The sequence below is a fragment of the Paenibacillus sp. NPDC057967 genome (genome assembly GCF_042887015.1).
In the GTDB taxonomy this organism is placed as follows: Bacteria; Bacillota; Bacilli; order Paenibacillales; family Paenibacillaceae; genus Pristimantibacillus.
In genome coordinates, this window is sequence record NZ_JBHVQB010000001.1 from 997,487 (window position 1) to 1,024,403 (window position 26,917).

Consider the following 26,917-nt stretch of genomic DNA (forward strand, 5'->3'; position numbering starts at 1 on the left):
ATCTCTGTTTTACTTACTATTATAGTCTACATTTTACTTAAAACAACTACATTTTATTAAGTAAAATATCTAAATTTCATAAGTTTTTTATTGACTTCTTCACCTGTCGGTTTATAATCAATGGTACATCCATCAAAAGGGGGACCTTACAAGTGACAAATGTAAAGCGCTTTATTTCCATCATGATCAGTTCCGTTATGCTACTTACCATCCTCGCCGCTTGTGGCGGGAACAATACCAATAACGGCGGTTCGAACGGCGAAGGCGGAGCTGCGAAGCTTCCGAAGATTTCGTTGTTCCAATCCAAAGTTGAGATCGCAGACCAACTGGAAGCGATGGCCAAGAAGTATAAGGAAGAAACAGGCAACGAAATCGACGTATGGGGCTCCGCAGGCGACAACTACCTGACTCAGCTTCAAGCGAAGATGAATGCAGGCGAAGGCCCTACGATCTTCGGCGTTCAGCCAGGCGCAGAAACAACCAAATTCCAGTCGTACTACTACGACATGAGCAATGAATCTTACGTAAAGAACATCGCTCCGAATATGGACGTGAAGATTGACGGCAAGAACATCGGTGTACCGATTGGCGTAGAAGGCTTCGGCTTTGTCTACAACAAGGACCTTGTCGACCCTGCCAAAATTACCGACCTTGCATCCTTCAAGGCTTTCCTGGAAGAAAGCAAGTCCAATGGCATTAACGGCTTCAGCCTGTCCCAGGAAGCATACTTCCTGATCGGACACATCCTGAACACGCCTTTTGCGCTTCAACAAGATCCTGTTGCGTTCATCGATCAGTTGAACAAAGGCGAAGTGAAGATGGCTGACACGAAGGAATTCCAAGAATTCGCCCAATACATGGAAGCTATCCGCGAATCGGCGAAAAACCCGCTTGAAGTGACTTACGATACGCAAATGGGTGACTTCGCAACTGGCAAGACAGCAATTGTACACCAAGGCAACTGGAGCTATGGCATGCTGCAAGACTACAAAGACATCAATGCTGGCATGATGGCTATGCCGCTTGCAGGCAACACGAAGCTGGCTGTAGACATCCCTGCGATCTGGGTTATCAACAACAAAGCGTCCGCTGATCAAATCAAAGCGGCTAACGCATTCTTGGAATGGTTGTACAACAGCGAGACAGGCAAAAAAATCATCGTAGACGAATTCAAATTCATTCCTGCGATGACGAATATCGAAACAAGCAGCCTCGATCCGCTTTCCCAAGCGGTATCCGAAGCTACAGTGAGCGGCAACACGATTCCTTGGGCTCTGACTTACTTCCCGCAAGGCATCATCCAGAACGATCTGGCTCCTGTCACACAAGAATTTTTCTTGAACAAGTCCATGACTGGCGCTCAATTCCTTCAGAAGCTTGATGAAGTATGGGCAAAAGCACCTAAGCAATAAGCCTAACGCCATACCGGCAACAGTTGATTTACGGAAAACTAACCTGGCGTGGCCAGGTTAGTTTTCTCTCTTTGACCAACCAACCGTACGGACCGAAATTACTCCGAAATGAGTGAATGCATATGAAAGCGAGCAAAAATAGAGCCTGGTACGCTCTATTTACAGCACCTCTGCTGACCATCTTTTCCATCGTTGTCCTCATCCCCTTTGCCATAGGCATTTATTACTCCTTCATTAGCTGGGACGGTATCCCGGCCAATCCGAAGGTGTTTGTAGGTTTCGACAACTACGTCCATATCTTCCAGGACGACCGCTTCTTGAAGTCGGCTTGGCTGACGATTAAATTTACATTTTTAGCTCTTATTATTGTCAATGTGATGGGCCTTGCCCTGTCTCTGCTTGTAACTTCCAAGCTGCGCACCAGCAATATCGCAAGAACGCTATTCTTTATGCCGAACCTGATCGGCGGCCTGATTTTGGGTTATATCTGGAAGTTTATCTTTACCGATGTGTTCAAATATCTTGGGGAAAACACCGGCATGGGCGGCGTCTTCTTCAACTGGCTCCTCAATCCCGATTATGCCCTGTATGCGATCGCGGTCGTATTCGCATGGCAGATGGCGGGTTATACAATGATTATCTATATTGCGGGAATTCAAGGCATTCCCGACGACATGATGGAAGCAGCGAAGGTCGACGGTGCCAATGCTTGGCATAGACTGACCAAGATTATTTTCCCGCTGCTGATGCCATCCTTTACGATTTGCCTATTCTTGACGCTATCCGGCGCATTCAAAATATTCGACGTTAACCTGTCGCTCACCGGCGGCGGTCCGATCAACTCCACGGAAATGTTCGCCATGAACATTTTCACCGAAATTTTCGGATATAGCCGTTACGGTATTGGTCAAGCGAAAGCGATTATCTTCTTCGTGATTGTAGCCGCAGTAACGCTCGTTCAGGTGTACATCACGAAGAAAAGAGAGGTGCAGATGTAATGAAGAATACAAGCAAATGGATTCTGGAAGTATTGCTTGTCGTCATCGCTATCCTCTTCTTGTCGCCGATCTACATCATGATCGTGAACTCATTCAAGACACGCTCCGAGCTGTACGAGAACGCACTTGCGCTTCCATCCTCCTTCAGCTTCGAGTATTACGCGCAAGCGATGGAGAAGATGAACTTCCTGACCGCGTTCGGCAACTCATTGTTCGTTACGCTCGTCTCTCTCGTGTTCATCGTGGTTCTGTCATCCATGACAGCCTGGATGCTCGTCCGTACGAACAATAAGCTGAGCCAAATTATATTCATGGTGCTCGTATCGACGATGCTCATTCCATTCCAGACACTCATGATGCCACTCATGCAGGTCATGGGCTGGATCGGGACGAATCTGCATATCCCAATGCTCAATACGCATGGCGGCCTGATCTTCATGAACGTGGGCTTCCATGCCAGCATGGCTATTTTCCTCTATCACGGCTTTATCAAGTCGGTGCCGATTGCGCTTGAGGAAGCAGCGACACTCGACGGCTGCAGTAAGTTCGGCGTATTCTGGCGCATCGTATTCCCGATGCTGAAGACGATTACCATTACCGTTGCGATTCTCGACGTCATTATGATGTGGAATGACTACCTGCTTCCATCCCTGACGTTGTCGGACAAAGGCTTGCGTACGATCCCGCTCTCCACGTTCTACTTCTTCGGAGAGTTCACGATTGTGTGGAACCTGGCGATGGCCGGCTTGACGCTATCCATCATCCCGGTAGTTATCTTCTATTTCATCGCACAAAAACACATCATCAAAGGGGTCGCCGAAGGCGCAGTGAAGTAAGGCAGGAGGAATGGACCGCATGAATAACTGCGTAATGAAAGAAGGAGATTTGTTCTGTCTGACAAGGCCAAACGGCGATTTGACCGGCGGCTCGGAGGACGGCTATGGACTCTATGCAAAAGATACTCGCTTCCTGAGCGAGATGGAATTCAGAGTGAACGGAGAGCCGCCACAGCTGCTCTCCTCCCATCTGGACCGAAGCTACTATACCAAGCTTCGGCTCATGAACCAGACCAAAGACGTAGGCGCGATGGAACTCATACGGGAACGTTATATCTATAACGGATCGTTGCATGAACGGATTACGGTAACGAACTTTTTCCCGGATGCCAGACCAGCCGATATCGATATGTTGTTTGGAGCGGACTTTCAAGATATGTTCCTCGTTCGCCGCTACCGTACAGGTGAAGTCGGCCATATCCGTCACGCAGAGTACAACAAGGACGGCATGACATGGCAATATTCAGGAAAAGACGACATGGAGCGCTTCATTCATATTCAGTGGGATTCGGAGCCTGCCGACGTGAATGAAGCCGGACATGTCCGGTTCTGCCGGGTATTGCAGCCGCAGGAGTCGGTATCAGTTCATTTCATGATAACGCCGTCGTGGGAGACGCTTAACAAGCCATCCCTCCCTCCTTTCGCGGACGGACTGGCAGCTCTTGCTGAGAGCTACCGTGCTTGGACTGAGGATACGATGACCGTCGAGACAGATCATCCCGCATTCCAGCGCGTATTCAGTCGCAGCGTGCAAGATTTAAAGATGCTGTTGTCCGATTATGGACACGGCGAGATGCCGACAGCTGGCCTGCCATGGTTTGCAGCGCCTTTCGGCAGAGACAGCCTGATTACCTCCCTCTATATGCTGATGCTTCAGCCAGAGACAGCCAAGGCGACGCTGCGGACACTGGCAGCTTGGCAAGGCACGAAGTATGATGCCACACGGGACGAGCAACCGGGCAAAATCATGCATGAAATGCGCTTCGGCGAGCTGGTCGCAACAGGTCAATCCCCGTTCGGCCCATACTTCGGCACCGTCGATGCGACGCCGCTCTTTCTCGTCGTTCTCGCTGAATATGTGAAGTGGACGGGCGATCTGGAGCTAGTCAAGGAATTAACTCCCGCCGTCTTGAACGCGCTGGCATGGATCGATGAGAATAGCGAGCAATATGGCGGCTTCCTCTCCTACCATCAAGAGGCGGAACAAGGCTTCCCGAATCAAGGCTGGAAGGATTCGCCGAATTGCATCGTTCATCCTGGCGGCGAGTTGGCCTCCTCCCCGATCGCGCTAAGCGAAGTGCAGGGCTATGTCTATTACGCCAAGGTGCAGCTTGCTGCAATCTATGACGGGCTAGGAGACACGGGGCTTGGGGCGAAGCTGCGCAAAGAGGCTCAAGCGTTGCAAGAGCAATTCGAATCCCGCTACTGGATGAAGGATGAACAGTACTACGCCATCGCGCTGGAGCGTGACCGTAACCCGGTCCATTCCGTCACATCCAATCCCGGCCACTTGCTCTTCTGCGAGCTGCCGGAGACTGGACGCGCTGCGATGGTCGCGAAACGCCTGAGCTCTCCTGATATGAATGGGGGCTTCGGCATCCGCACGATGAGTACGAATGCCGCCGGTTATTATCCGATGAGCTATCATAACGGAAGCGTATGGCCTCATGATAATGGATTTATCCTGCTCGGATTAAGCCGCTTAGGTTATGAAGCCAATGCGGTGCAGCTAATCGACAGCCTGCTGGAAGCATCCCGTTCGTTCGCGGACGCAAGGTTCCCTGAGCTGTTCTGCGGCTATGCCAATGAAGGCGAAGGCGTCGTCCCTTATCCGACGACATGCTCGCCGCAAGCCTGGTCTGCGGCTGTATCGATCGTCATCGCACAGACGGCGCTGGGACTATTCCCGGATGCGCTAAGCCGCTCCATTAAGCTGCAGCCGGCGCTGCCAAGCGGCATGAACCGGCTCAAGATCGAACGTATACCGATTGGCGAAGGCCATCTTAGCATAGAAGTACAACGAATAACGACGAATGATGACCTGCATGTGAAAGTGCTCAGCAATACAACGGGCTATGCGGTTGAAGTTGGAAAGGGTAGATAACAACATGAACAAAACATGGTGGAAAGAAGCGGTCGTCTATCAAGTGTATTGGCGCAGCTTTTATGACAGCAATGGCGATGGATACGGAGATCTGGAAGGCGTCTATCAGAAGCTCGATTATATCCAAAGCTTGGGTGCAGACGTGATTTGGCTCAATCCGTGCTACGAATCGCCTGACGTGGACAATGGCTACGACATTGCGGATTATCGCTCCATTATGGCAAAGGCGGGAACGATGGCTTCCTTCGACAAGCTGCTGTCAGCCGTGCATGATCGCGGTATGAAGCTCATTATGGACCTGGTCGTGAACCACACGTCGGATCAGCATGCCTGGTTCAAGGAGTCCCGTTCTTCAATCGACAATCCGAAGCGCGACTATTACATCTGGCGTAAGGAAGCGAACAACTGGCGCTCCTACTTCGCTCCGTCCGCTTGGACGCATGACGAAGCCACGGGCGAATACTACTTCCACTCCTTCTCCTCTGAGCAGCCGGATCTGAACTGGGAGAACGAGAAGGTTCGCGAGGAAGTATATAGCTTGATGCGGTTCTGGCTGGACAAAGGCATTGACGGCTTCCGTATGGACGTCATCAATCTGCTGGCCAAGATTCCGGGCTTCCCGGACGCGGACAACCCTGCCGATATTTCCTATCTGGGCAACAACCCGGGGATACACGAATATTTACAGGAAATGCATGAGAAAGTGCTTAAGCACTATGATGCATTTACCGTCGGCGAGATCCCGTTCGTTAATCCGGAGGACGGCCTGCTGTACGTTGGCGAGGACCGCGGCGAATTGAATACGATGTTCCACTTTGAAGTATGCGACTATATGGCCCATTGGGACATGCAGCGCTTCAAGCAGATTCAGGCTCGCTGGTATGACGGCTTGTGGGGCAAAGGCTGGAACTCTCAGTTCCTGAACAACCATGACCATACGCGCGTCGTGACGCGCTTCGGCAACGATGCCGAATACCGGGAGCAAACAGCAACCTGCTTCGCCACGCTCATTCATACTTTGCCTGGCATGCCTTATGTGTACCAAGGTGAAGAGATCGGCATGACGGGCATCCGCTTCTCCTCCATCGACGAATATAACGATATCTCGATGAGGAACAAGTATAAGGAAGAAGTCGGCAAGGGCCGTGACCCGCAGGAAGTGCTGAAGGAGCTTCAGCATCTGTCGCGCGACAACTCGCGTACGCCGATGCAGTGGGACAGCTCAGCGCAAGGCGGCTTCACGAATGGGCAGCCATGGATCGGCGTCAATCCGAATCATAAGGAAATCAACGTCGAGCAAGCTTTGGCGGACCCCCAATCCGTATTCTATTACTACAAGAAGCTCATCGAGCTGCGCAAGCGCAATGAAGTGATGATATACGGCAGCTTCACGACTCACTTGAATGACCATGAGCAAATTTATGCTTATACCCGTACGCTCGGCGACGAATCTTGGCTCGTGCTGCTGAACATCTCGGAGCAGAACGCAACCGTCAATACGGCTGATTGCGGCGCAGAGAAGCTGGGCGATATCGTCATCAGCAACCATTCCGCAAGAACCAATCAAGACATCGTGATCGAACTGCAGCCTTACGAGGCTGTCGTTTACCGCGTATAACAATACCCTAAAGCCCGCAAGGCGGACACATCATTGTGTTCCTCTTGCGGGCTTTTTTTGCTGTGTCACCGTCTGTCCACCTTAATTCCTGCTTAATGGCATAGTTGAAGTTTAGCCAATGTTAAGTTATTCGTAATCCCCTTTTTAAAACCATGCGCTATGCTGGCAACAAGACTTGGAATACGACACAAATAATGGAGAGAACCAATCATGAGAACATTGGAAGCTATTGTTATCATCGCAAATGTTGTTGTACTGGCTCGTCTGATGTGGATGAGCAGAGGGCTCACAAAGTGGAATGCGGGATTAGCAGGGGCGGCAGGCTTGCTGACGGCGTTGCAGCTTTTTACAGAAGGCTTCAGGTGGCAGATGGTTCCCGCTTACTTAGCACTCCCCATCATTGCGCTGCTCATCTTGATTCGTCCTCACCGTGTGAGTGTATCTTCATCGTGGAAGATGCGATCAGTCAAGGGCATCCTGCTCCTTCTCTATACGGCAGCCGCGGTCCTGCCGCCCATTCTCGTTCCCGTCTTCTCCTTCGGCAAGCCTACCGGCCCCTATGAGATTGGGACAGCTACCTATTACGTTAGAGATGACGATCGAGAAGAGCTTTATACCGATGATCCCGATGACAAAAGAGAGCTGGTCGTACAGCTCTGGTATCCGAGCCGCACTGGGAGCACAGAGTCCAAAGCGCCCTATGTCGCGCATCCCGCGGAGCTTGCAGCCGGATTAAGCCAGACTCAAGGCTTCCCCTCTTTCCTGTTCGGGCATTTAGGTCTAGTCACAACCAACGCCAGAGTAGAGGCGGCCGTATCGGAGCAGCAGGATGCTTGGCCGTTGCTCATCTTCTCGCATGGCATGGGCTCGTACCGCAATTCAAGTACATTCCAGTTTGAAGAGCTCGCCAGCAATGGCTATATGATTGCCTCTATCGATCATACTTACGATGCTGCGGCGACGGTATTATCCAATGGCCGGGTCGCACCCTCCCTCACCCAGATCGATGCAGGACTGTCCCTGCTCGATTCCCATATTTCCTTATGGGTTGAAGATGTCCAGTTTGTAATGGATCAGCTTGAAGAGTTGAATGGGGACCATGACAGTCCATTCTATAACCAGATGAACATGAGCCAAGTCGGCATGTTCGGCCATTCCTACGGCGGCGCAACCGCCATGCAGATCCTGATGAAGGATGACCGCATCAAAGCCGCGATCAATCTGGACGGCGGACTATATGGAGACCTCGCTCCGGATACCGGAGTAGGCAAGCCGTTTATGCTTTTTAATGCGGATGAAACCGAAAAATACTTCAATGATGCCCATATAAATGAATCTGATTTCCCTGAAGACACGAAAGAAATCTTAATCGAAATCAGCAAGCGCAGAGAATCGGCACTCACTGGCGGAGGTTATTCGGTTACAATTCCTGGGACGAATCATATGAGTTTTACTGATTTCAATTTCTTTTCCTCGCTGCTGCCGTCCAAGACTCATGATTCATTAAATTACCATAGTCTCACGAACGAAATCTGCCTTCTCTTTTTCGACCAGTACATCAAAGAAGATAAAAAGGCTTCGATGAACCGCATTGTAACCAAATATCCGACCATTAACTTCAAGCAGCACTAGTAGATGGCTTGAAGCTGCGTAATCCCATGAACCATAGCGCATAGCTTTCTTCCACAGCTTCCTGCAATTGCAGAAGGCCGGGCCGGGGGCCCGGCCTTTATATTCTCCTCCACGCTTCTTGAAGCCGCTTCATTCCCTCTTCCATATCCGCCTCGCTGATCCCCGCAAATCCGAAATACACATTCGGATGTTTCCCTTCGCGTCCCCCTTCTGTCATCCACAGCTGCTGGAAATCATAGACGCGCACACCAGCTTGCGCCGCCAGCTCCATCAGTTCGGATGCGCTGCAAACCGTCCGCATCTCCACCTGCAGATGCAGTCCCGCGCTATGCCCGGTAATCCGAATCCGGTCGCCGAAGGCGTCCTCTAGCAGCTCGATCAACCGATGATGCTTTCTGCGGTACACATTGCGCATTCGGCGAATATGGCGATACCAATGCCCTTGCTCGATGAAAGCCTTCATCGCAAGCTGGTCGATCGTCGACGGGATCATCAGCAGATGGCTGATGGATGTTAACCGGGATAACAATGACCTGGGCAGCACCATATAGTTCATGCGCAGCGCCGGGGTGAATGCTTTGGAGAACGTGCCAATATAGATTACCCGTCCATGGCGATCCAGGCTTTGAAGCGAAGGGATTGGCTTGCCTTGATAACGGAACTCTCCGTCATAATCATCCTCGATTATATAGGAGCCTGTCGCATTCGCCCAATCTAACAGTCTCTCCCGCTCCGCATAAGGCATTACGCATCCGGTGGGGAACTGATGGGAAGGCGTCACATACACGGCCTCGGCTCCGCTGCGTCTCACTTCATCAACCATAATGCCCTTTTCTCCAACAGACACAGGAACCACTTGAAGCCCTTCATGCAGGAACTGCTCACGTACACGGCGGAATCCAGGCTCCTCCATCGCCACGCTGCGGATGCCGTCCAGCAGTGCGGTTATCATTCGAATACTGCTGGCGATGCCGACGCTGACCACGATTTGATCGGGCGTACATTCCACACCTCTCGCCTGCCCTACATATTCAGCCAGCACGACGCGCAGGCCGTACTCCCCTTGCAGATCGCCATAGCCGCAATAGCTATCGGGGCTGCCCTCCAGCGTCTCGTGAAGCACCTTCTTCCATACGCGCACGGGGAAGACGTCACGATCTACAGCCGCCGGATCGAAGTCGATATCAATCGGGTGCAGAGGCGCAGGCGTGTCTCTAAGCGGCGAGCTCGATACCGGCTGCATTAGACTTCCTTGCTTGTGCGTACTATTCACCTTGGCTGTATCATTCGGCGACACGGCGTACAATCCCGATCTGGGCTTGCTCATGACGTATCCTTCCATCGCGAGCATTTGGTACGCCGTCTCGATCGGCGTCTTGCTGCAATTCAGCTGTGCTTGCAGGGAGCGGACGGACGGCAGCTTCGTGCCGTTTGGAATAATGCCGCTTCGTATGTGATTGCGGAGCTGGCTGTACAGCTGCATATATTGAGGCTGATCGGACTGATCAGATATGACCACTTCAATCATATGAGGTCCCCCTCTTCATTCTGTCTCTTTAATTACTATAATTCTGACCATTCTATAGGAGTCAGATTCATTATAAAATAGGATTAGCAGCGCAACAATGATTCTATACACCGTTAACCATTAACGTCTTTAAGGAGGAATTAATATGCTGACTTCATCTGAAGTGCGGGGCTATCTGAATCGCCTTGGCCTATCCGATATAGAAAAACCTACGCTCCCCTACCTGTTCCAGCTGCATCGCGCCCATGTGGAGCAGCTATCCTGGCAGTCCATCGACATCTTCGCCGGACGGGCTGTATCCATCGATCCGAAACAATCGCTTGAGCTGATATTGATCGGACGCAGCGGCTATTGCTTTCATCTGAACGGAGCCTTCAGTTTGCTGCTTCGCACGCTCGGCTATGACGTCGCCTGGCATAGAGCAGGCGTTCAGCCCATAGGCGAAGCGCCTCGCGTGAACGGCTTTCATCTTGCGCTTACCGTATCGTTGCCAGATGATCAGGCACAGGAAACACGCTGGATTATCGATGCCGGACTGGGCGATATGCCTTATGAGCCCTTGCCGCTCGTACATGGTGTTTATGATCAAGGACCATACACGTACAAGCTTCTCCAATCGGAAGTAGCTGCGGGAGGCTGGCGGCTGGAGCATGACCCGAATGCCACCTTCTCAGGCGTGGACGTCGCTCCAGAAGTCATAGACGATATCTCTGCTTTCCTCCCGCAGCACAACCACTACAGCACCTCCCCGGAATCGCCTTGGGTCAATACCTTCCTTCTTCGCCATCGGCATGCGGGCGGCAGCAACGAGCTTCGGGGCTGTGTGTGGGCACAGCGGGACGAGCACGGGATCAAGAAGACCGAGCTTCAGACACAATCGCAATGGCTTGACGTACTCGGCGATGTCTTCGGCGAGAAGCTGGTCGCCTACGATCAGACAGCCCGTGATGCGCTGTGGAAGAAGAACGTTACGTTGCATGAAGAGTGGAAGCGTCAGAGAGAAGCTGCGAAGTCATAATAATAAACCCGCTGTCGGCTTCTTCGCCAATAGCGGGTTATATTCATGTATAGATAAAGCTGTCAATTCATCCTTAATCCCAGCGAGTGAGCACAATCGGCCCATCCTTCATAACTGCAATCGTATGCTCGAATTGGGCCGACCATGAGCCGTCCATCGTACGGGCCGTCCAGCCGTCGCGGGCAATATAGACATCAGCCTTGCCGGATGTAATGATCGGCTCTATTGTAAGCACCATGCCTTCCTCCAGCCTGACACCCTGTCCCGGCGGTCCGTAATGCTCTACATTGGGATATTCATGCATCTGGCGTCCGATGCCATGGCCGACGAACATGCGAACGACATTGTAGCCTTCCCGTTCCGCACGCACCTGCACCGCATGCCCGATGTCTCCGATATAATTGCCCGGCTGAGCCAGCTTGATGCCTTCCTGCATCGCTTGCTTTGCCACGCGCAGCAGCTTCTCCGTCGCAGCGGTCGACCTTCCGATAATATACGTCCAGGCGGAATCCGCCTTCCATCCGTTCACGTCCGCCACCATATCAATTGTCACAATATCCCCGGATTCCAGCGGCTCCGTATCGGGGAACCCGTGGCAGACCACATCATTGACTGACGCGCAAGTCGCATACGGGTAGCCTTTGTACCCCTTCTGCGCAGGTGTGGCGCCGCGGTCCAGCATGAACCGTTCAACGAACCGGTCAATCTCCCTTGTCGTCACCCCTGGAGCAAGTCGCTGTGACAATGCCTTATGGCATGCCGCAACGATCCTTCCTGCCCTGCGAATCCCCCTGATATGTTCGCGGGTCTTTAATTCCACCGCCATGTGCGTACCTCCTTCTTAGTCGTGGATAACAGAAATTGGGAGTATATGCTATACCCTATTCCACGAACGGAGAACTCATGCAAGGCATTGGCGGCGATTTACGCGAAAGTTTCTTGAACTTGGATCATAACAAACCTAACCATGCACCTCAAGCAGCTTGTTCTTCTCCTTGAACCGGTCATTATGGGAAGATACATAGGCGTATGGATTCGCTTCCGGCTCCAGATATACCTTTGCGCTGTTCAGAGCAACAATGGCATCTGTGAACGTACCCGCGATCAATCCAACTTTACTGTCATGGCCGACAAAATCACCCGCTCCGAACACCCCGGCAATATTCGTCTCCATCTTCGAAGTGACATTCGCCTTCCATTCCCCCATATCAAAGCCCCAGTTGCGAATCGGCCCGAAGTCCGACCTCATTCCATGATTGACGATGACAGCATCGACATCAAGCCGGATCTCTTCCTCTGTCTCGATATGCTTGATTAACACCTGGCCGATCGACTGCCCATCTGTACTATACAAAGCATGGAGCGCGTAAGGCGTCCGGACATCAACCGAAGACTCCTTCATCATCGTAACGTTGCGCTCCAATCCTCCGAAGCTGTCCCGGCGATGAACAACCGTGACGCTGGCTGCCACCTTCTCCAGTTCATTCGCCCAATCGACTGCCGAATCTCCGCCGCCGGAGATGAGGACGCGCTTGCCGCGAAATGTCTCCAGATTTTGCACCGTGTAGTAGAGATTCGTCACCTCGTATCGATCGGCCCCTTCAATCTCAAGCTTCGCCAGCTTGCGAATACCATAGCCGCAGGCCATAATAACGGCACGCGTATAGTGAAGCTGACCGCTCGCCGCCGTCAGAATGAACGTCCCGTCTTCCTGCCGGTCCAGGCCGACGATCTGCTCGCTCATCACAAGCGTCGGATCAAAGGTCATGCCTTGCTGGATAATCTGCTCCAGCAGCTTCTCAGCACGAATCGGCGGCACGCCGCCTACATCCCACACAATCTTCTCCGGATACAGCAGCATCCGGCCGCCCAACTGATCCTGGGCCTCGATAATCTTTGTCTTCAACTCCCTCATGCCGCTGTAAAATGCCGTATATAAGCCGGCGGGTCCGCCGCCGATAATCGTCACATCGTAAAGCTCTCTCATGTCTTCCTCCCATGGCGCATATCCACCTGCGCTTCTCTGTACGGTAATGATAATCATTATCTATACTATACCTGAGTTGATAGCAATTCTCAATTTAACCAGAAAATTTTTTTGAACAACAAAAAGGCCTTGCTTCCCAACCTGGGAAACAAAGCCTCGAAATGTTAATCTCATCCGACCGAGGAGTTCATTCTGCCTAGCTCATCCTCCACCAAAGACGTTAGCTCATCCTCATACCCGCCTGTGATGCGGTATTTGCGAATATAATCCTTCACAAATTTCCGCGGGTCCTTAGGCTGGAAAATTCTCGTAAGTTCTTTCAGGCTTTCCTTGACTTCATTCTGGCTATGTTTCGCCATGAAATCTCCTCCCTTATACGATGGATGGTCGTCCTAAACAGCAGTATCCGAGAACGTATGCGGCTCTTACACCGCAAAGAACCCCCTTCGGTGCAGGCAACTCCATGGCCAATGAGTCACAATGTTTTCATTTTTCTTACTATTATATCATTTTGACTCCGAATAAGAAAGTGAACAATTATGTTCCCTTTGTAGATTCGTCTTCGGATTTGGCTTGTTGATCGCCGGAAAGGCCGTCAGAAGGCGGGGAATCGGCGCTGGATTGGACTATCGCTGCCAATTTTTCCTTACGCAGCATTCGCAAATACGCGATAACGCCAACGACGCCTACCGCAATGCCGAATACTAATAACAGCGTTGTAATCCAACTCGGCTCCATTTCCCCGCCCTCCATTCCTTTAACCTTATTATCGGTTACATTTTCAACTGGCTTGATATACAAACTGCACAATTTTGTTTCCATATATTTGCTACAATTATATCTAATCTGAAAATAACTGGCAACCAATGCCACTTTCCTTTGGTTACTTCCATTTCCATCGTAACACCCTTTAAATGAGCCGGTACGATCCGCTCCCCCAGGCGAGCAGCTTTCCATCCTCATCCTTCACTTCTGCCTGCAGCGTAAGCGTTCTGCCGCTTCGATGCAATAGCTCCGCTTCGCACAGCAGCAATCCGCTTGATGTACTGGCGAGGAAATGTGTATTCATATTAGCCGTTACTGTCCGCCCCGTCGTCTCCGCCAGCATCACTACCAGCCCCATCGCATTATCCATCAGCGACATGAGCACGCCGCCATGGACAATGCCAAGCAAATTCAGATGGGATGGAATCAGATCCAGACAAATCGTCGCTTTATTCCCATCCGCCTTTACGACTTCGCAGCCAAGCAGTCCCCAGAACGTCTCCTGAGCGCGTTCGGCGAGACGCGTTAGCTGCCCCGCATCATCCGCCTGCTGCCGAAACCATTTCTCATCCATCTCCTTCATTCCTTATCGTCCCCCAAAGCGTCGTCCGATTCCAACTCTTCCTCAGCTAGCTTGCGCCTGAGCACCTTGCCGACCATCGTCTTTGGAAGCGTTTCCCTAAACGAATAGTACTGCGGCACCTTAAAGGCCGCCAGCCGCTCCCGGCACCAGCGGTCAAGCTGGCTGCGCGACACCTGCCAGCCTTCCTTCAGGACGATATAAGCCTTTACCGTTTCCCCTCTATAGCCATCCTTGACACCAAGCACCGCAGCTTCCCGAACGGCAGGATGCTCAAACAGAACCTCCTCCACCTCTCTCGGATAGACGTTGAATCCGCTCGCTATAATGACATCCTTAATCCGATCCATGATTGTAAAATAGCCGTCTTCATCCATCGTCGCAAGATCTCCCGTCCGAAGCCAGCCATTGCGAAGCGCGTCCTCTGTATCCTTGGGACGGTTCCAGTAGCCCTTCATCACCTGCGGTCCCCGTATCATCAGCTCGCCGAGCTGTCCCGAAGGGAGCAACTTGCCGGATACCGGGTCCATGACAGCGGCATCTGTATCCGGGAACGGGATGCCAATCGTTCCGATCTTCCGATTCCCCCATATCGGATTGGCATGCGTCACCGGCGTTGCCTCTGTCAGGCCGTAGCCTTCAATCAGCCGCCCGTCGCTTAGCGCCTCGAATTGCTCCTGCACCTCAAGCGGCAATGCAGCGGAGCCGCTAATGCAGACGTTAACGGAAGACAGATCGAATTTTGAAGCATTGGGATGATTTATTAGGGCAACATACATCGTAGGAGCTCCCGGGAAAATAGTAGGCTTCCGTTCGGCTATCGTCTTCAGAACCGTCTCTGTCTCGAACCTCGGCAGCAGAATCAGCGTTCCAGCCTTCAGCACAGACATGTTCATCACAACCGTTAAGCCAAATACGTGGAATAGCGGCAGCGCGGCAAGAAATCTCTCCTTGCCGTCCCCAGCCTTATAGCACCATGCGGAGGTCTGCAATGTATTGGCAACGAAGTTGGCATGCGTCAGCATGACGCCTTTGGGCGTCCCGGTCGTGCCTCCCGTATATTGCAGAGCAGCCAGCTCATCGCCTTTCCCCTGCTCCGGCAAGCTCACATTGGGCCCCGTTCCCTTAAGCAAGCTGCGGTATGCGATAACCCCTTGCTTCCCATATGGGATAATGGAGCGAAAGCCCTCTTTCCGCTGCTTGATGGGATAGAGCATGTTTTTCGGAAACGGCAGGCCGTCCTTAAGTGAAGTCACAATAATATGTCTCAGCTCAGGAATAGGCCCTTCCTCTGGATTCTCGCCCCGTACGCGAGACAATCGGTCATAGAAGAGATCAAGCGTAATAATCGCGGAAGCGCCGCTATCCTTTAGCTGATGCTCCAGCTCCCGCTCTACATAAAGCGGATTCGTCTGGACGACTACTGCTCCCGCGAACAAAACCGCATAATAGGCGATCACTGCCTGCGGACAGTTGGGAAGCATTATCGCAACACGATCTCCCTTGCCTATTCCTCTTACCGCCAGCTCCTTAGCTATTCGGGTGGCCGATGTGTGAAGCTCGCGGTAGGTCACCGTCTTGCCCATGAAGTACACGGCATCATGCTCCGGGAACCGCTTCGCCGAATCCGTCAGAAACTGCCCTATACTGCAGTCTGGATATGCAAGCGTTGAGGGAACCTCCTCCGGATAATGATTCAGCCACGGGCGTACAAAGGGCTGCTCTGCTTCTTCTTGCCTTTCCCCATCGCCAGTCTTTGGTTCCGTCACTTCCTCCAAACCTTCCGCAACCTCCGTCTGCGCTTCACTTCCTGGATCATGGTATGGCTCTGCATGGGATGCCTCACTCGGAATCACATCCGGTTCTGGCTCTTGTTGATGAACATCCCTTTGAACCGCTTCCTGCTCAGGCTCCTGAGGAGGAACCTCGTTCCGTTCCAATTCCAGCGGCGGCTGATCGCTTCTCAGGTCACCAGTCACTTCCGGCTCCTCGTCTGATGCTGCCGCCGGCTCTTGCGGCGCTTCTTCATAATCACTGACCGGCTCTTCCTCACTCAGACCGGATGGCTCCTCTTCCCGTGGCGAATGAGCTTTAACATCCTGCGCAAAATGTCCAGAATCCGTCACATGATCTTCCGCTGGCTGTTCAGGCTCTGATTCGATAGCGGAGGCGGTCTTCGGAATCCCTTCGGAGCGTGCTTCCTCCTCGGCTCCGGCCTCCTCCTCCTCAGCTGGCGATTGTGCGGGTACAAGCGGGTCTTCAGGTCTATGCGATTCCATGCTGGCTCTCCCCCTCTACACGACATATTGCTCACTTCGAATCACTCGGGCCGCGATCTCCCTTTTCAGTGCGATCGTATTGACGAGCGGCGCCCGCATCAGCTTCTTCAAGACGGACAGCTGCATCTGCAAGCCATCCCCGCTCTCTAGTGCAGCTAGCGCAGTTTTGGCAAGACCTTCTACCTTCTCCATCGCCTCCTGAATGAATACCTCGGTCATCGCCTGCGCAAGCCCCGCTTGCTCCGCGTCCTTGCTTTCGTTCCTGCCCAGCATCTTCTGCGCCCGCAGCAAGACGCTCTCCATTGCGAATGTCTGTATCATCAGGTCGGCTAATACGCATAGCACCTCCTGCTCTTCTTCCAGCCGAAGCCCAAGCTTCTGAACAGCCAGCCCGCCGATAGCGAGGAATGTTTTTTTCGCTTGGTCCACCCGGTAGGCTTCCTTCTCCAGCGGCCCGCCGAATGCCGGCAGCGGCATCGGCTGCAATAGCTGGCCCTGCAGCGCCTGGGCGCTTTGAAGCAACGGAAGCTCGCCCTTCATTGCCTTCTTCAGCAGCGTGCCGGGAATAAGCATGCGATTGATTTCATTCGTGCCTTCGAATATGCGGTTAATACGGGAGTCCCGATAGATTCGCTCTACCTTGTATTCCCGGATATACCCGTACCCTCCGTGAATTTGCACCCCCTCATCAACGACGGCATCCAGCGTCTCCGAAGCAAATACTTTCACCATCGAGCATTCAATCGCATATTCGCTGATCGCTTTGGCGGCTCTTCTGCCTGCGTCGGCGGCTGACGACTCTCTCTCCTCTCCCGCTTCCTCATCGGAGAGCCTGAGCGTATCATCGATAAATCCCGCTGTGCGGTAGAGCAGGCTCTCCAGCGCGAACGTGCGAATATTCATATCCGCGAGCTTCGCGGCGATCAGGGGAAAGCTCGATATCGCCTGCCCGAATTGCTTGCGCGTGTTGGCATAGCTGGAAGCGAGCTCGATCGTCTCCTTGGAAGAACCGAGACATGCGGCACCCAGCTTGAAGCGTCCGATGTTCAAGATATTGAAGGCAATATGATGTCCCTTCCCTACCTCTCCCAGCACATGGGAGACTGGAACGGCAACATCCTCGAAGAAGAGCGGGCAGGTTGACGATCCCTTAATGCCCATCTTATGCTCCTCGGGACCGACACTGAACCCCGGTGTCTCCCGTTCAACAATAAAAGCAGTGAACTTCTCGCCATCCACCTTTGCATAGACGATAAAGAGGTCAGCGAATCCCGCGTTCGTAATATACAGCTTGGAGCCATTCAGAATATAATGGTTCCCGTCACCTGACAGCTTCGCTGTTGTCCGGGCGCCAAGCGCATCGGAGCCCGATGCAGGTTCTGTCAGGCAGTAGGCCGCAATCTTCGCTCCCGTAGCGAGGTCCGGCAAATACTTGCTCTTCTGTTCAGGCGTTCCGAAAAATACGATCGGCAGCGTCCCGATACCGGTATGCGCGCCTACCGACAGCGCGAAGGAAGAGGAACGCGCCAGCGTCTCCGCCAGCAAAGTCGTGCTGACCTTATCCAGTCCGATGCCGCCGTACGCCTCCGGGATATCGGCGCCGAGCAGCCCCAGCTCTCCTGCCTTCCGCATCAGCTCCACCGTCAGCTCATAATTCAGCGCCTCAATCTCCGCATCCTTCGGCACGAGCTCTGTCTCCAGGAACTGCATGGCGGCATCATGCATTAATCGTTGTTCTTCCGTGAAATCCTCGGGCGTCACGACCGCTTCCGGCTTGCTGTCCTCGATTATGAACCGTCCGCCGAATCGTCTCGTATCCGTCATGCCAATGCCCTCCCTATAGCTAGCAATGTAAAGGACGCGCTCTTCGTCCTAATTCCTACTGCCCTGCGTACACTTCCAGCACCCCGGCCGCTCCCATGCCGCCGCCGATGCACATCGTCACGACGCCAATGCCTCCTCCGCGTCTCCCCAATTCATGGATCAGTGATACAGACAGCTTGGCGCCCGTGCAGCCGAGCGGATGGCCGAGTGCAATGGCGCCTCCGTTCACATTGACCCGCTCCGGATCAAGTCCCAGCTCGCGAATGATAGGCACGCATTGGGCGGCGAATGCCTCGTTTAGCTCGAACAGATCAACGTCTTCTTTCGTAATGCCCGCTTTCCGAAGCGCCTTCGGGACCGCCTCGATCGGACCGATGCCCATAATCTCCGGCGCTACCCCCGCTACGCTGAAGCTGCGGAATACGGCGAGCGGCTTCAGCCCAAGCTCCTCTGCGCGGCTGCGGCTCATGACGATAACAGCTGCCGCCCCATCGCTCATCTGCGATGCGTTGCCTGCCGTAACCGTCCCCTCTCTTGCAAAAGAAGGCTTTAGTGACGACAACGTCTGTACCGTCGTCTCCGGCCTTACCCCCTCGTCAATCGCGAAGTTGAACATCTTCTGCCAAGGGCGTCCGCTGTCATCCGTGCCGGAACGGCTGGCCGTAATCGGTACAATCTCCGCTTGAAACAGCCCGGCAGCAATCGCTGTAGCCGCCTTCTGGTGGCTGGATGCAGCGAAGGCGTCCTGCAGCTCTCTGGATACGCCGTACCTGCGGGCAACCTCCTCTGCCGTATGCCCCATGCCCATATACACCTCCGGCATCGCATCTACGATACCGGGATGCGGCGATAGCCGGAAGCCAGTCATAGGCACATGGCTCATGCTCTCGACACCGCCCGCTATCACGGCGTCGGCTTCGCCAAGCCTGATCCGCTCCGCCGCATAAGCGATCGATTGCAGCCCCGATGCGCAGAACCGGTTCACCGTCACTGCCGGAGTCGTTACCGGCAAGCCTGCGTACAGCGAGATGACGCGCGCTACATTAAGCCCCTGCTCACCCTCCGGCATCGCGCAGCCGAAGATGACATCCTCAATGGCTTCCTTCGGCAGATTCGGTACCCGCTCCAGCGCACCCTGAATGACGGCCTTTCCCAGATCCTCCGCTCTGGTTTCCGCGAGACTTCCCTTTGATGCCTTTCCCACCGCCGTTCGGACTGCCGATACAATAACGGCATCCCGCTCATGCGGCATAAATCTCTCCTGCCTGCTCATCGCACTCCCCCTCTCAATTGCGTAGCGGCTTGCCCGTGGCAAGCATATGGCTCATACGTTCCTGTGTCTTGCGCTCGCCGCATAGGCTGAGGAACGCCTCGCATTCCAAATCCAGCAAGTATTGCTCGCTTACTTCCGTTCCCGGCTTCACATCCCCGCCGGCAAGCACATGCGCCAGCTTGCCCCCGATTACTGCATCATGCTCGCTGATCATGCCGGACAGGCGCATCGCTTGGACCGCCAGCTTCAGCACGGCTTTGCCTTCCTTGCCGGCAACGGCAATTCGTTCCTCCGGCGGAGGCGCATAGCCGGCCCGATCAAGCTCCAGCACCGCCCGCTTCGCCTCCGAGATGCGCGCGTCCTGTCTGGTGATGACGCGATCCTGCGGACGGAGCAGACCAAGCCGCTTCGCGTCATGGCCGCTTGTCGACGCCTTCGCCATGGCGATGGTCTCGAACAATGCGTTAAGCGGCTGCTGGATATCGGCGCTTGCCCTCTGGCCTCCCGATGCCGCCACCGCTCGCTGGGCCGCCAGCGCCGCCGCCTCCTTGCAGCCCCCGCCTGCAGGAATAAGGCCAACGCCCGTCTCCACCAGCCCAAAGTAAGTCTCCGGCGACAGGATGATCTGATCCGCCGGCAAGCATGCCTCTACACCGCCGCCCAGTGTCATCCGGTGCGGCGCAGCTACGACTGGACGATCCAGCCGCTTCAGCCGCAGCATACTGTCCTGGAAGAAGCGAATAATCTCCTCCACTTCATCCCATTCGCCGTTCTGAGCTTCCATCAGCAGCAGGACAAGATTGGCTCCGACGCAGAAGTTCCGGCCTTCATTGGACAGCACCAGCCCTCGCCAGTTGCGGGACACCTCCTGCACCGACTGTCGGATCGCCGTCAGCACCTCGCCTCCTATCGCATTGTTCTGCGAATGGAATTCCAGGCAGGCCACCTCGTCACCCAGATCGATTAGGCTGGCTCCTGATGTTGAGAATACCGTACGTCCCGCAGACTTCAGTGCCGCCAGCGAGAGCACATCCTCTTCTTCCTTCTCCGCCGTGAAGCCTCCCCTCGCCGCATGGAACCGCTTCTGGCCGGATATGCGGTAGAAGCTCGTATGCCCCTCGGTCAGCCATTCCTCAACCCATACCGGAATCGTGTCGCCTTCCTGCTTCATCCGCGCGACCGACTCTTCCAGTCCAATCGCGTCCCAGAGCTCGAAGGGACCAAGCTCCCAATTGAAGCCCCAGCGCATCGCCCTATCAATCTCTGTAATCGAATCCGCTATGACGCCGACTTGAGCAGCCGTATACAGCAGCGTTTTCTTCAGCGTCGACCATGCGAACTGGGCATGCTTATGGGCGGGATCAGCAGCAAGCAGCGCCCGAGCTTTCGCAGCTGAGCCCTTCGCCGCCTTGGCTGCGTCGATGACCGGAGAGGTCACGCGCCGCTGCTCGCCGTACTCCAGCGTATCCAGTCGCAGCGATTCAATCCGGCTGCGGCCGTCCTCGCCTCTCAGCTTGCGGTAGAAGCCCTCGCCGGACTTCTCGCCAAGCCTGCCAAGCGATACAAGCCTGGCCAGCAGCTCCGGCCTCTCGAAGGTCGCCCGTTCGCTTTCATCGGCGCTTCTCTCCCGTACGTTGTCCACGACATGCAGGAGCGTATCGAGTCCGACCAGATCCAGCATGCGGAAGGTCGCGGTCTTAGGTCTGCCGATCGCCGGTCCCGTCAGCGCATCGGCTTCTTCTACCGTAAGGCCGAAAGTCTCTGTATCGGCCAGCGTCACCATCATCCCGTAGGAGCCGATCCGGTTGGCAATGAAATTCGGTGTATCCTTTGCCAGCACCACGCCTTTGCCAAGCCGCTTCTCGCATAGCTCTGTCAGCAGCGCGACGGTCTCGGGGTCTGTATCGTCCGTTGGCACCACTTCGACCAGCTTCATATAACGCGGCGGATTGAAGAAATGCGTTGCCGCAAAATGCCGCCGGAACTCCAGGCTCCTGCCCTCGGCCATCGCCGCGACCGACAAGCCTGACGTATTCGTGCTGACCAGCGTGCCGGGACGCCGCGCCGACTCGATGGCTGCGAGCACCTCCTGCTTAATGTCCAGCCGCTCAACGACCGCCTCGACGATCCAGTCGACATCGCCCAGACTGGGCAGGTGATCGATCAGGTTGCCCGGCGTCACGCGCTTCACCCATGCGCTGTCGTAGAGCTGGGCAGGCTGCGCCCTCGCCATTCGGGCTACCGCCGCGGCAGACAATCGATTGCGCACAGCGGCGTCAGATAGCGCAAGTCCCTTCTTCTCCTCCTCTTCGGTCAGCTTCTTCGGCGCGACGTCAAGCAGCAGGACGTTCATGCCCGCGTTCGCCAAATGAGCGGCAATTCCCGCTCCCATCACACCGGAGCCGATGACGGCCGCATTGCGTATGGAACCCGCGTTTTTCGTACGGGTCTGTTGGTTGGTCATCTATCGCCTCACCTCACGTTTATAGAATCAAGCCGTCTTATCCGGCTTGCTGTCATGCCCCGAAGACGCTGTCGGCAAGCAGCTCCGCCACATCTCGTGCAATGACGTTCTCTCCTTCCTGCAGCGACTTCAGCCCATCCTCCATCATCGTCAGACAGTACGGACAAGCCGAGCTGATGACGGAAGGCTTGACCGCAAGCGCTTGTGCAGTCCGCGCATAATTAACCCGCGTCCCGGCATGCTCCTCCATCCACATCAAGCCGCCGCCCGCTCCGCAGCACATGCCGTTTTTGCCCGAACGCTCCATCTCCTCGATGAACAGGCCGGGAATGGCTTTCAATATGGCTCTCGGCGCCTCATACGTATCGTTGTATCGCCCAAGATAACAGGAGTCATGTACCGTCACACGCTCCTCCACATCAAACTTCGGAGTGAGTCTTCCTTCCGATACAAGCGCCGCCAGCAACTCGGTATGATGCGTAACCCGCACATCCGCTGGCAGCCCGAAGTCCGGATATTCGTTCTTGAATGTGTTGTACGTATGGGGGCAGGCGGTGACGATTTGTTTCACCCCGTATTTGGCCAGCACGGCAATATTGTCCCGGCACAGTTCCTGGAACAGAAGCTCATTGCCGATGCGTCGGGCGGTGTCGCCTGAGCTGCGCTCCTCTTGGCCCAGCGTCGCGAAGTCTACGCGTGCCGATACCAGCAAGCGAATCAGGTCGAACAGCACGCGTCTGCTGCGCGTATCGTATGCTCCCATGGAGCCGGCCCACAGCAGTACCTCCGGCAGCCGTTCCTGCGTCTTGCGCTCGCTCATTGTATCGACCCGAATGCCCGTCTTTCGCTCGCACTCCTCAATCCAGGCCGCTCGCTCCGCACGCGGAAGCCCCCATGGATTGCTCTGGCGCTCAATGTTCTGCAAGGCGCGCTGTCCGTCGGACGGCAGGCTCCCCTCCATCAGCACCAGATATCTCCGCATGTCGATAATTTTGTCCACATGCTCGTTGCCGACTGGGCACTGATCCTCGCAATTGCGGCAGGTCGTGCAGGACCACAGCTCATCTGCGGTAATGACATCCCCGATCAGCTCCAGCTCGGTCGGAGCCGCGCCTTCCCGCTTGCCCCATGCCGCGCCTTGAACCGCCATCGTAGGTCCAATATCGGTGCGGTACTGCGATTCCTCACCTTCCCCGGATGCTGCCTCCCAAGCCGGCATGACCGCGCCCATGACGTGAGCCCCGCTGCTCACTCCTTTGCCGGACCATACTCCGGCGGGCAGCCATGGCGATTTGGACGTAAGGGCAGCTCCTTTCTCCGTCAAATGATCTCTTAGCTTCACGATGAGATGCATGGGCGAAAGCAGCTTCCCCGTGCTTGCCGCCGGACACACATTCGTGCAGCGCCCGCATTCGACGCAGGCGTACAGATCCAGCAGCTGCTTCCGGTTGAAATCCTCGATCTTCCCCGCGCCGAACGACTCCGCTTCTTCATTCTCCAGATCAAGCGGCGTCAGTCTGCCCGGCGGTTCGTTCCGCCTGAACCACAGATTGACCGGAGCGGTAAGGAGATGAAAGTGCTTGGATTGCGGCACATAGACCAGAAAGCCAAGCAGGACCAACAAGTGCAGCCACCAGAATAGCTCGAATCCGGCTATGGCAAGCCCGCTTCCCTCCTGTACCCCGAGCAGCATCAGCAGCTGCGATATCGGCTCGCTGATCGGCGCGAAGGAAGCCGCCACCGATTCTGCAGATCCCGCCGCCAGCCGCTCGAAGGAGAGAGACAACAGCACCGTCAGCATAAGCGTGCCGATAAACCACATGACAAGCGACGGCTTCCAGCCCCGTTTCAGCCGAATCAGCTTCTCGCCATAACGGCGGTATGCGCCATACAGCACAGCCGCGAGCACTAGCACAACCGTAATCTCCTGCATCCAGGAGAAAGCTCCGTAATACGGCAGCGGCAGCGGCTTGCCGCCGTTCAGCCCTTTCCAGATCAGATCGAGTGCTCCGAATTGAAGCATGATGAAGCCGTAGAAATAGACGAGATGCATGACGCCGCTGCGAACATCGTTCAGCAGCCTGCGATGGCCGAGCACCTCGCCCGCAATACCTTTGTGTCTGACAGTCTTGTTCCGCTCGAACACCGCCGGCGCTCCAAGCTGCATATACCCGATGCGGCGAAGCACGACAGCCGCGAACATCCATACGGCGCTCCCTGTCAGTGCCGCGAACAGTATCCACCTCCCCCACATGATGACGTCTGGATAGCCTGCCAGTAGAAGCGCAGCCATATCGGCCGTAAGCTGCGCAGCCAGCCCGCGCGTCTCGCCTGCGCCAGCAGCCAGCGTCTGCCATATCCCTGTCATTCGCACAGCCCTCCCTGTCTCCCGTATTGCCCCAGCCTCGCCGGCTATGGCCGTCCTCCGGATGGGTCGGACAAGCTTGTAAAGCGCTTTCAAAAATGGCCGCGGTGCTCCAAGTATATGAACGGCATCCAATGAACATGCTTCGGGAGCGGTGAATGACCGGCGGTCTATTCGCTTCCCCAATGTCATAAGGTAGCACTGATGGACAATACGTATTGGATGTCGGAAAGCCCTACTTTTGACCGACCGGGAGGGAAGCTTTCATGCCTAAAGTTGTCGTGTTGCTCAAGCAAACCTTCGACACCGAGGAAAAAATAATCGTCACGCCCCAAGGCGTAGACGAACGCGAGGCCAAATTCGTTATCAATCCGTACGACGAATACGCGCTGGAAGAAGCCATTCAGTTGAAAGAAAAGCTGGGCGGCGAAGTTATCGTCGTCACATGCGGAACGGAGCGGTCGCAGGAAGCGCTGCGGACGGCACTTGCCGTCGGCGCGGACGAAGCGATTCGGCTGGACAGCGAGGGGCTGGGCGATGACAGCTATGCGGTCGCCGAGGCGCTGGCCGCGGTCATCAGCCCTGTCTCGCCCGACCTGCTGCTGGCTGGGCTGTTCGCCGTAGACAGCGGCTCCGGCAGCGTCGCGCTGCAGGTGGCCGAGCGTCTGGGACTGCCCCACGCCTCAGCAGCGGTGAAGCTGACGCTGGGAACGGCTGAGGAGCTCGGCCTCTCCCATTCCGTGCAAGCGGCGCAATACGCGCTGATCGAGCGAGATGCGGAAGGCGACACCGAGACAGTCGCCCTTCCGCTTCCAGCGCTCATTACCGCCCAGCAAGGATTAAACGAGCCCCGCTATCCGTCCCTGCCCGGCATCATGAAGGCCAAGCGCAAGCCGCTGCGGACCGTCACGCTATCGGAGCTCGGGCTCAGCGCCGGAAGCTCTGCCCGCACACAAAGAGCAGCGCTATATCCTCCCCCGCCGCGCTCCACTGGCAAGCGGATTGCCGGCTCGCCTGAGGAGCAGGCAACGGGATTGATAGAGCTGCTGCGTACAGAAGCGAAAGTGCTGTAAGCGCTATGACAAGACTGCTCCCGCCTATAACCAGATGTGAAAGGAGCTGTATCGCATGTCCAGAACGATACTAGTCTATGCCGAACGGCGCGACGGTTCGCTGCGCCGCGTCGCCTTCGAGGCGCTCGGCGCAGCCAGGCGCCTCGCGGGCGAGGGCGGCTCGGTGCACGCCGTCCTCGCCGGAAGCGGCAGCGCCGCGGAAGACGCCGCCGCGCTGCATGCCAGAGGGGCGGATGTCGTGCATATGGCCGACGACCCTGCCCTTAAGGATTACGCGCCCGAGGCATATCTCGCCGTGCTGCGCGCAGCCATGGATGCGGTCAGGCCGGACGCGCTGCTGCTCGGCCATACCGCTTTGGGGCGCGAGCTCGCGCCCCGGGTGGCCGCAGCCTATGGCGCCGGCCACATCGCCGACGTCACCGCCATCGAGCCGTCCGCAGATGGCGCAGACGTCGGCTTCATCCGCCCGCTCTACGCCGGCAAGGCGTTCGAGCGGCGCAGCTTCCTGCCGGGGCACCCGTGGGTCGTCACGGTGCGCCCGAACAATCTGCCGCCGGCGGAGCCGCTGGATGCCGCCGGCAACAGCGGCTCTGTACAGGCGCTGCTGTACGCGCCGCCGCAGCTCTGGACCGCCGTGCGCGGGATGCTGCGCCGCGCCAGCGGACAGCTTGATCTCGCCGAGGCCGACGTCGTCGTATCGGGAGGCCGGGGCGTGCGCAGCGCGGCGGGCTTCGAGCCGCTGCATGCGCTCGCCGCTGCGTTCGGCGGCGCGGTAGGCGCGTCCCGCGCCGCTTGCGACGCCGGCTACTGCGACTATGCCCTCCAGATCGGGCAGACCGGCAAAGTCGTGACGCCGCAGCTCTATATTGCCTGCGGCATCAGCGGCGCGATCCAGCACTTGGCCGGCATGAGCCAATCCCGTACGATCGTCGCGATTAACAAAGACCCCGATGCTCCAATCTTCAGCATTGCGGATTACGGCATCGTCGGCGACCTGTTCGAGGTCGTGCCGCTGCTTACCTCCGAGGTGCTTCGCACCCGTCAGCAAGCCGACTAACGGGGAGCATCCGTCCCTTATAGCCGCCCTCTTGGCCCAAGCGACAAGAAACCTCCGAATCTACCCGATTCGGAGGTTTCTCTTATACCTAGCGATCCTGTTTT

At 55.5% G+C, this 26,917-nt stretch carries 20 protein-coding genes; 9 read left to right on the top strand and 11 right to left on the bottom strand.

The window, feature by feature from the left end; genetic code table 11:
• The first annotated feature begins 152 nt into the window (after positions 1 to 152).
• The 6 genes from ACFVSO_RS04345 (at position 153) to ACFVSO_RS04370 (ending at position 8,600) form a co-directional block, all read left to right on the top strand.
• Positions 153 to 1,412, top strand: coding sequence for an ABC transporter substrate-binding protein (locus ACFVSO_RS04345; RefSeq protein ID WP_387470443.1), 1,260 nt, complete (start codon positions 153 to 155; stop codon positions 1,410 to 1,412).
• 122 nt (positions 1,413 to 1,534) lie between these two features.
• Positions 1,535 to 2,410, top strand: a complete 876-nt coding sequence (locus tag ACFVSO_RS04350) for a carbohydrate ABC transporter permease (RefSeq protein WP_387470445.1) — start codon at positions 1,535 to 1,537, stop codon at positions 2,408 to 2,410.
• The gene (locus tag ACFVSO_RS04355) at positions 2,410 to 3,246 is read left to right on the top strand and encodes a carbohydrate ABC transporter permease (RefSeq protein WP_387470447.1); all 837 of its coding nucleotides are present in this window, start codon (positions 2,410 to 2,412) and stop codon (positions 3,244 to 3,246) included. Before ACFVSO_RS04350 ends, ACFVSO_RS04355 begins: the two co-directional genes overlap by 1 nt.
• A gap of 19 nt (positions 3,247 to 3,265) precedes the next feature.
• On the top strand, positions 3,266 to 5,350 hold the full coding sequence (locus ACFVSO_RS04360) for an amylo-alpha-1,6-glucosidase (protein ID WP_387470449.1): 2,085 nt from the start codon (positions 3,266 to 3,268) through the stop codon (positions 5,348 to 5,350).
• 4 nt (positions 5,351 to 5,354) lie between these two features.
• Complete coding sequence (locus tag ACFVSO_RS04365; RefSeq protein ID WP_387470451.1) at positions 5,355 to 6,968, top strand: glycoside hydrolase family 13 protein; 1,614 nt, start codon at positions 5,355 to 5,357, stop codon at positions 6,966 to 6,968.
• A gap of 210 nt (positions 6,969 to 7,178) precedes the next feature.
• Entirely contained in the window at positions 7,179 to 8,600 is a 1,422-nt protein-coding gene (locus tag ACFVSO_RS04370) for an alpha/beta hydrolase family protein (RefSeq protein ID WP_387470453.1), read from the top strand.
• 97 nt (positions 8,601 to 8,697) lie between these two features.
• Here the strand turns inward: ACFVSO_RS04370 and pdxR are convergent, their stop codons facing one another.
• Complete coding sequence (pdxR, locus tag ACFVSO_RS04375) at positions 8,698 to 10,128, bottom strand: MocR-like pyridoxine biosynthesis transcription factor PdxR (protein WP_387470455.1); 1,431 nt, start codon at positions 10,126 to 10,128, stop codon at positions 8,698 to 8,700.
• A 145-nt stretch (positions 10,129 to 10,273) separates the two neighbouring features.
• On the opposite strand from pdxR, the gene ACFVSO_RS04380 reads away from it, so the two are divergent.
• Positions 10,274 to 11,146 carry an arylamine N-acetyltransferase family protein gene (locus ACFVSO_RS04380; protein WP_387470457.1) on the top strand — a complete coding sequence of 291 codons (873 nt, stop codon included), beginning with the start codon at positions 10,274 to 10,276 and terminating at the stop codon, positions 11,144 to 11,146.
• 73 nt (positions 11,147 to 11,219) lie between these two features.
• On the opposite strand, the gene map is transcribed toward ACFVSO_RS04380, so the two are convergent.
• The 10 genes from map to ACFVSO_RS04430 all read right to left on the bottom strand — a co-directional run bounded on the left by map (position 11,220) and on the right by ACFVSO_RS04430 (position 24,572).
• Entirely contained in the window at positions 11,220 to 11,972 is a 753-nt protein-coding gene (gene map, locus ACFVSO_RS04385) for a type I methionyl aminopeptidase (RefSeq protein ID WP_387470459.1), read from the bottom strand.
• 135 nt (positions 11,973 to 12,107) lie between these two features.
• Positions 12,108 to 13,133: an NAD(P)/FAD-dependent oxidoreductase gene (locus ACFVSO_RS04390; protein ID WP_387470461.1), complete on the bottom strand. Its 1,026-nt coding sequence runs from the start codon at positions 13,131 to 13,133 to the stop codon at positions 12,108 to 12,110.
• A gap of 170 nt (positions 13,134 to 13,303) precedes the next feature.
• The gene (locus ACFVSO_RS04395; protein WP_119597648.1) at positions 13,304 to 13,492 is read right to left on the bottom strand and encodes a hypothetical protein; all 189 of its coding nucleotides are present in this window, start codon (positions 13,490 to 13,492) and stop codon (positions 13,304 to 13,306) included.
• 178 nt (positions 13,493 to 13,670) lie between these two features.
• Positions 13,671 to 13,871, bottom strand: coding sequence for a hypothetical protein (locus tag ACFVSO_RS04400; RefSeq protein ID WP_387470464.1), 201 nt, complete (start codon positions 13,869 to 13,871; stop codon positions 13,671 to 13,673).
• A gap of 172 nt (positions 13,872 to 14,043) precedes the next feature.
• The gene (locus ACFVSO_RS04405; protein ID WP_387470466.1) at positions 14,044 to 14,481 is read right to left on the bottom strand and encodes a PaaI family thioesterase; all 438 of its coding nucleotides are present in this window, start codon (positions 14,479 to 14,481) and stop codon (positions 14,044 to 14,046) included.
• Entirely contained in the window at positions 14,478 to 16,247 is a 1,770-nt protein-coding gene (locus ACFVSO_RS04410) for a long-chain-fatty-acid--CoA ligase (RefSeq protein ID WP_387470561.1), read from the bottom strand. The genes ACFVSO_RS04405 and ACFVSO_RS04410 overlap by 4 nt, the downstream gene beginning before the upstream one ends.
• A gap of 525 nt (positions 16,248 to 16,772) precedes the next feature.
• A complete protein-coding gene (locus ACFVSO_RS04415) occupies positions 16,773 to 18,581 on the bottom strand; it encodes an acyl-CoA dehydrogenase family protein (protein WP_387470468.1) in 1,809 nt (602 codons plus the stop codon).
• Positions 18,582 to 18,636: 55 nt separating this feature from the next.
• Positions 18,637 to 19,854: an acetyl-CoA C-acyltransferase gene (locus ACFVSO_RS04420; protein WP_387470470.1), complete on the bottom strand. Its 1,218-nt coding sequence runs from the start codon at positions 19,852 to 19,854 to the stop codon at positions 18,637 to 18,639.
• 13 nt (positions 19,855 to 19,867) lie between these two features.
• Positions 19,868 to 22,318, bottom strand: coding sequence for a 3-hydroxyacyl-CoA dehydrogenase/enoyl-CoA hydratase family protein (locus ACFVSO_RS04425; RefSeq protein ID WP_387470472.1), 2,451 nt, complete (start codon positions 22,316 to 22,318; stop codon positions 19,868 to 19,870).
• A gap of 52 nt (positions 22,319 to 22,370) precedes the next feature.
• The gene (locus tag ACFVSO_RS04430) at positions 22,371 to 24,572 is read right to left on the bottom strand and encodes a (Fe-S)-binding protein (RefSeq protein ID WP_387470563.1); all 2,202 of its coding nucleotides are present in this window, start codon (positions 24,570 to 24,572) and stop codon (positions 22,371 to 22,373) included.
• A gap of 377 nt (positions 24,573 to 24,949) precedes the next feature.
• Here ACFVSO_RS04430 and ACFVSO_RS04435 point away from each other — a divergent pair, with 377 nt between their 5' ends.
• Entirely contained in the window at positions 24,950 to 25,756 is an 807-nt protein-coding gene (locus ACFVSO_RS04435) for an electron transfer flavoprotein subunit beta/FixA family protein (RefSeq protein ID WP_387470474.1), read from the top strand.
• A gap of 55 nt (positions 25,757 to 25,811) precedes the next feature.
• Complete coding sequence (locus tag ACFVSO_RS04440) at positions 25,812 to 26,813, top strand: electron transfer flavoprotein subunit alpha/FixB family protein (RefSeq protein ID WP_387470476.1); 1,002 nt, start codon at positions 25,812 to 25,814, stop codon at positions 26,811 to 26,813.
• Positions 26,814 to 26,917 lie beyond the last annotated feature (104 nt).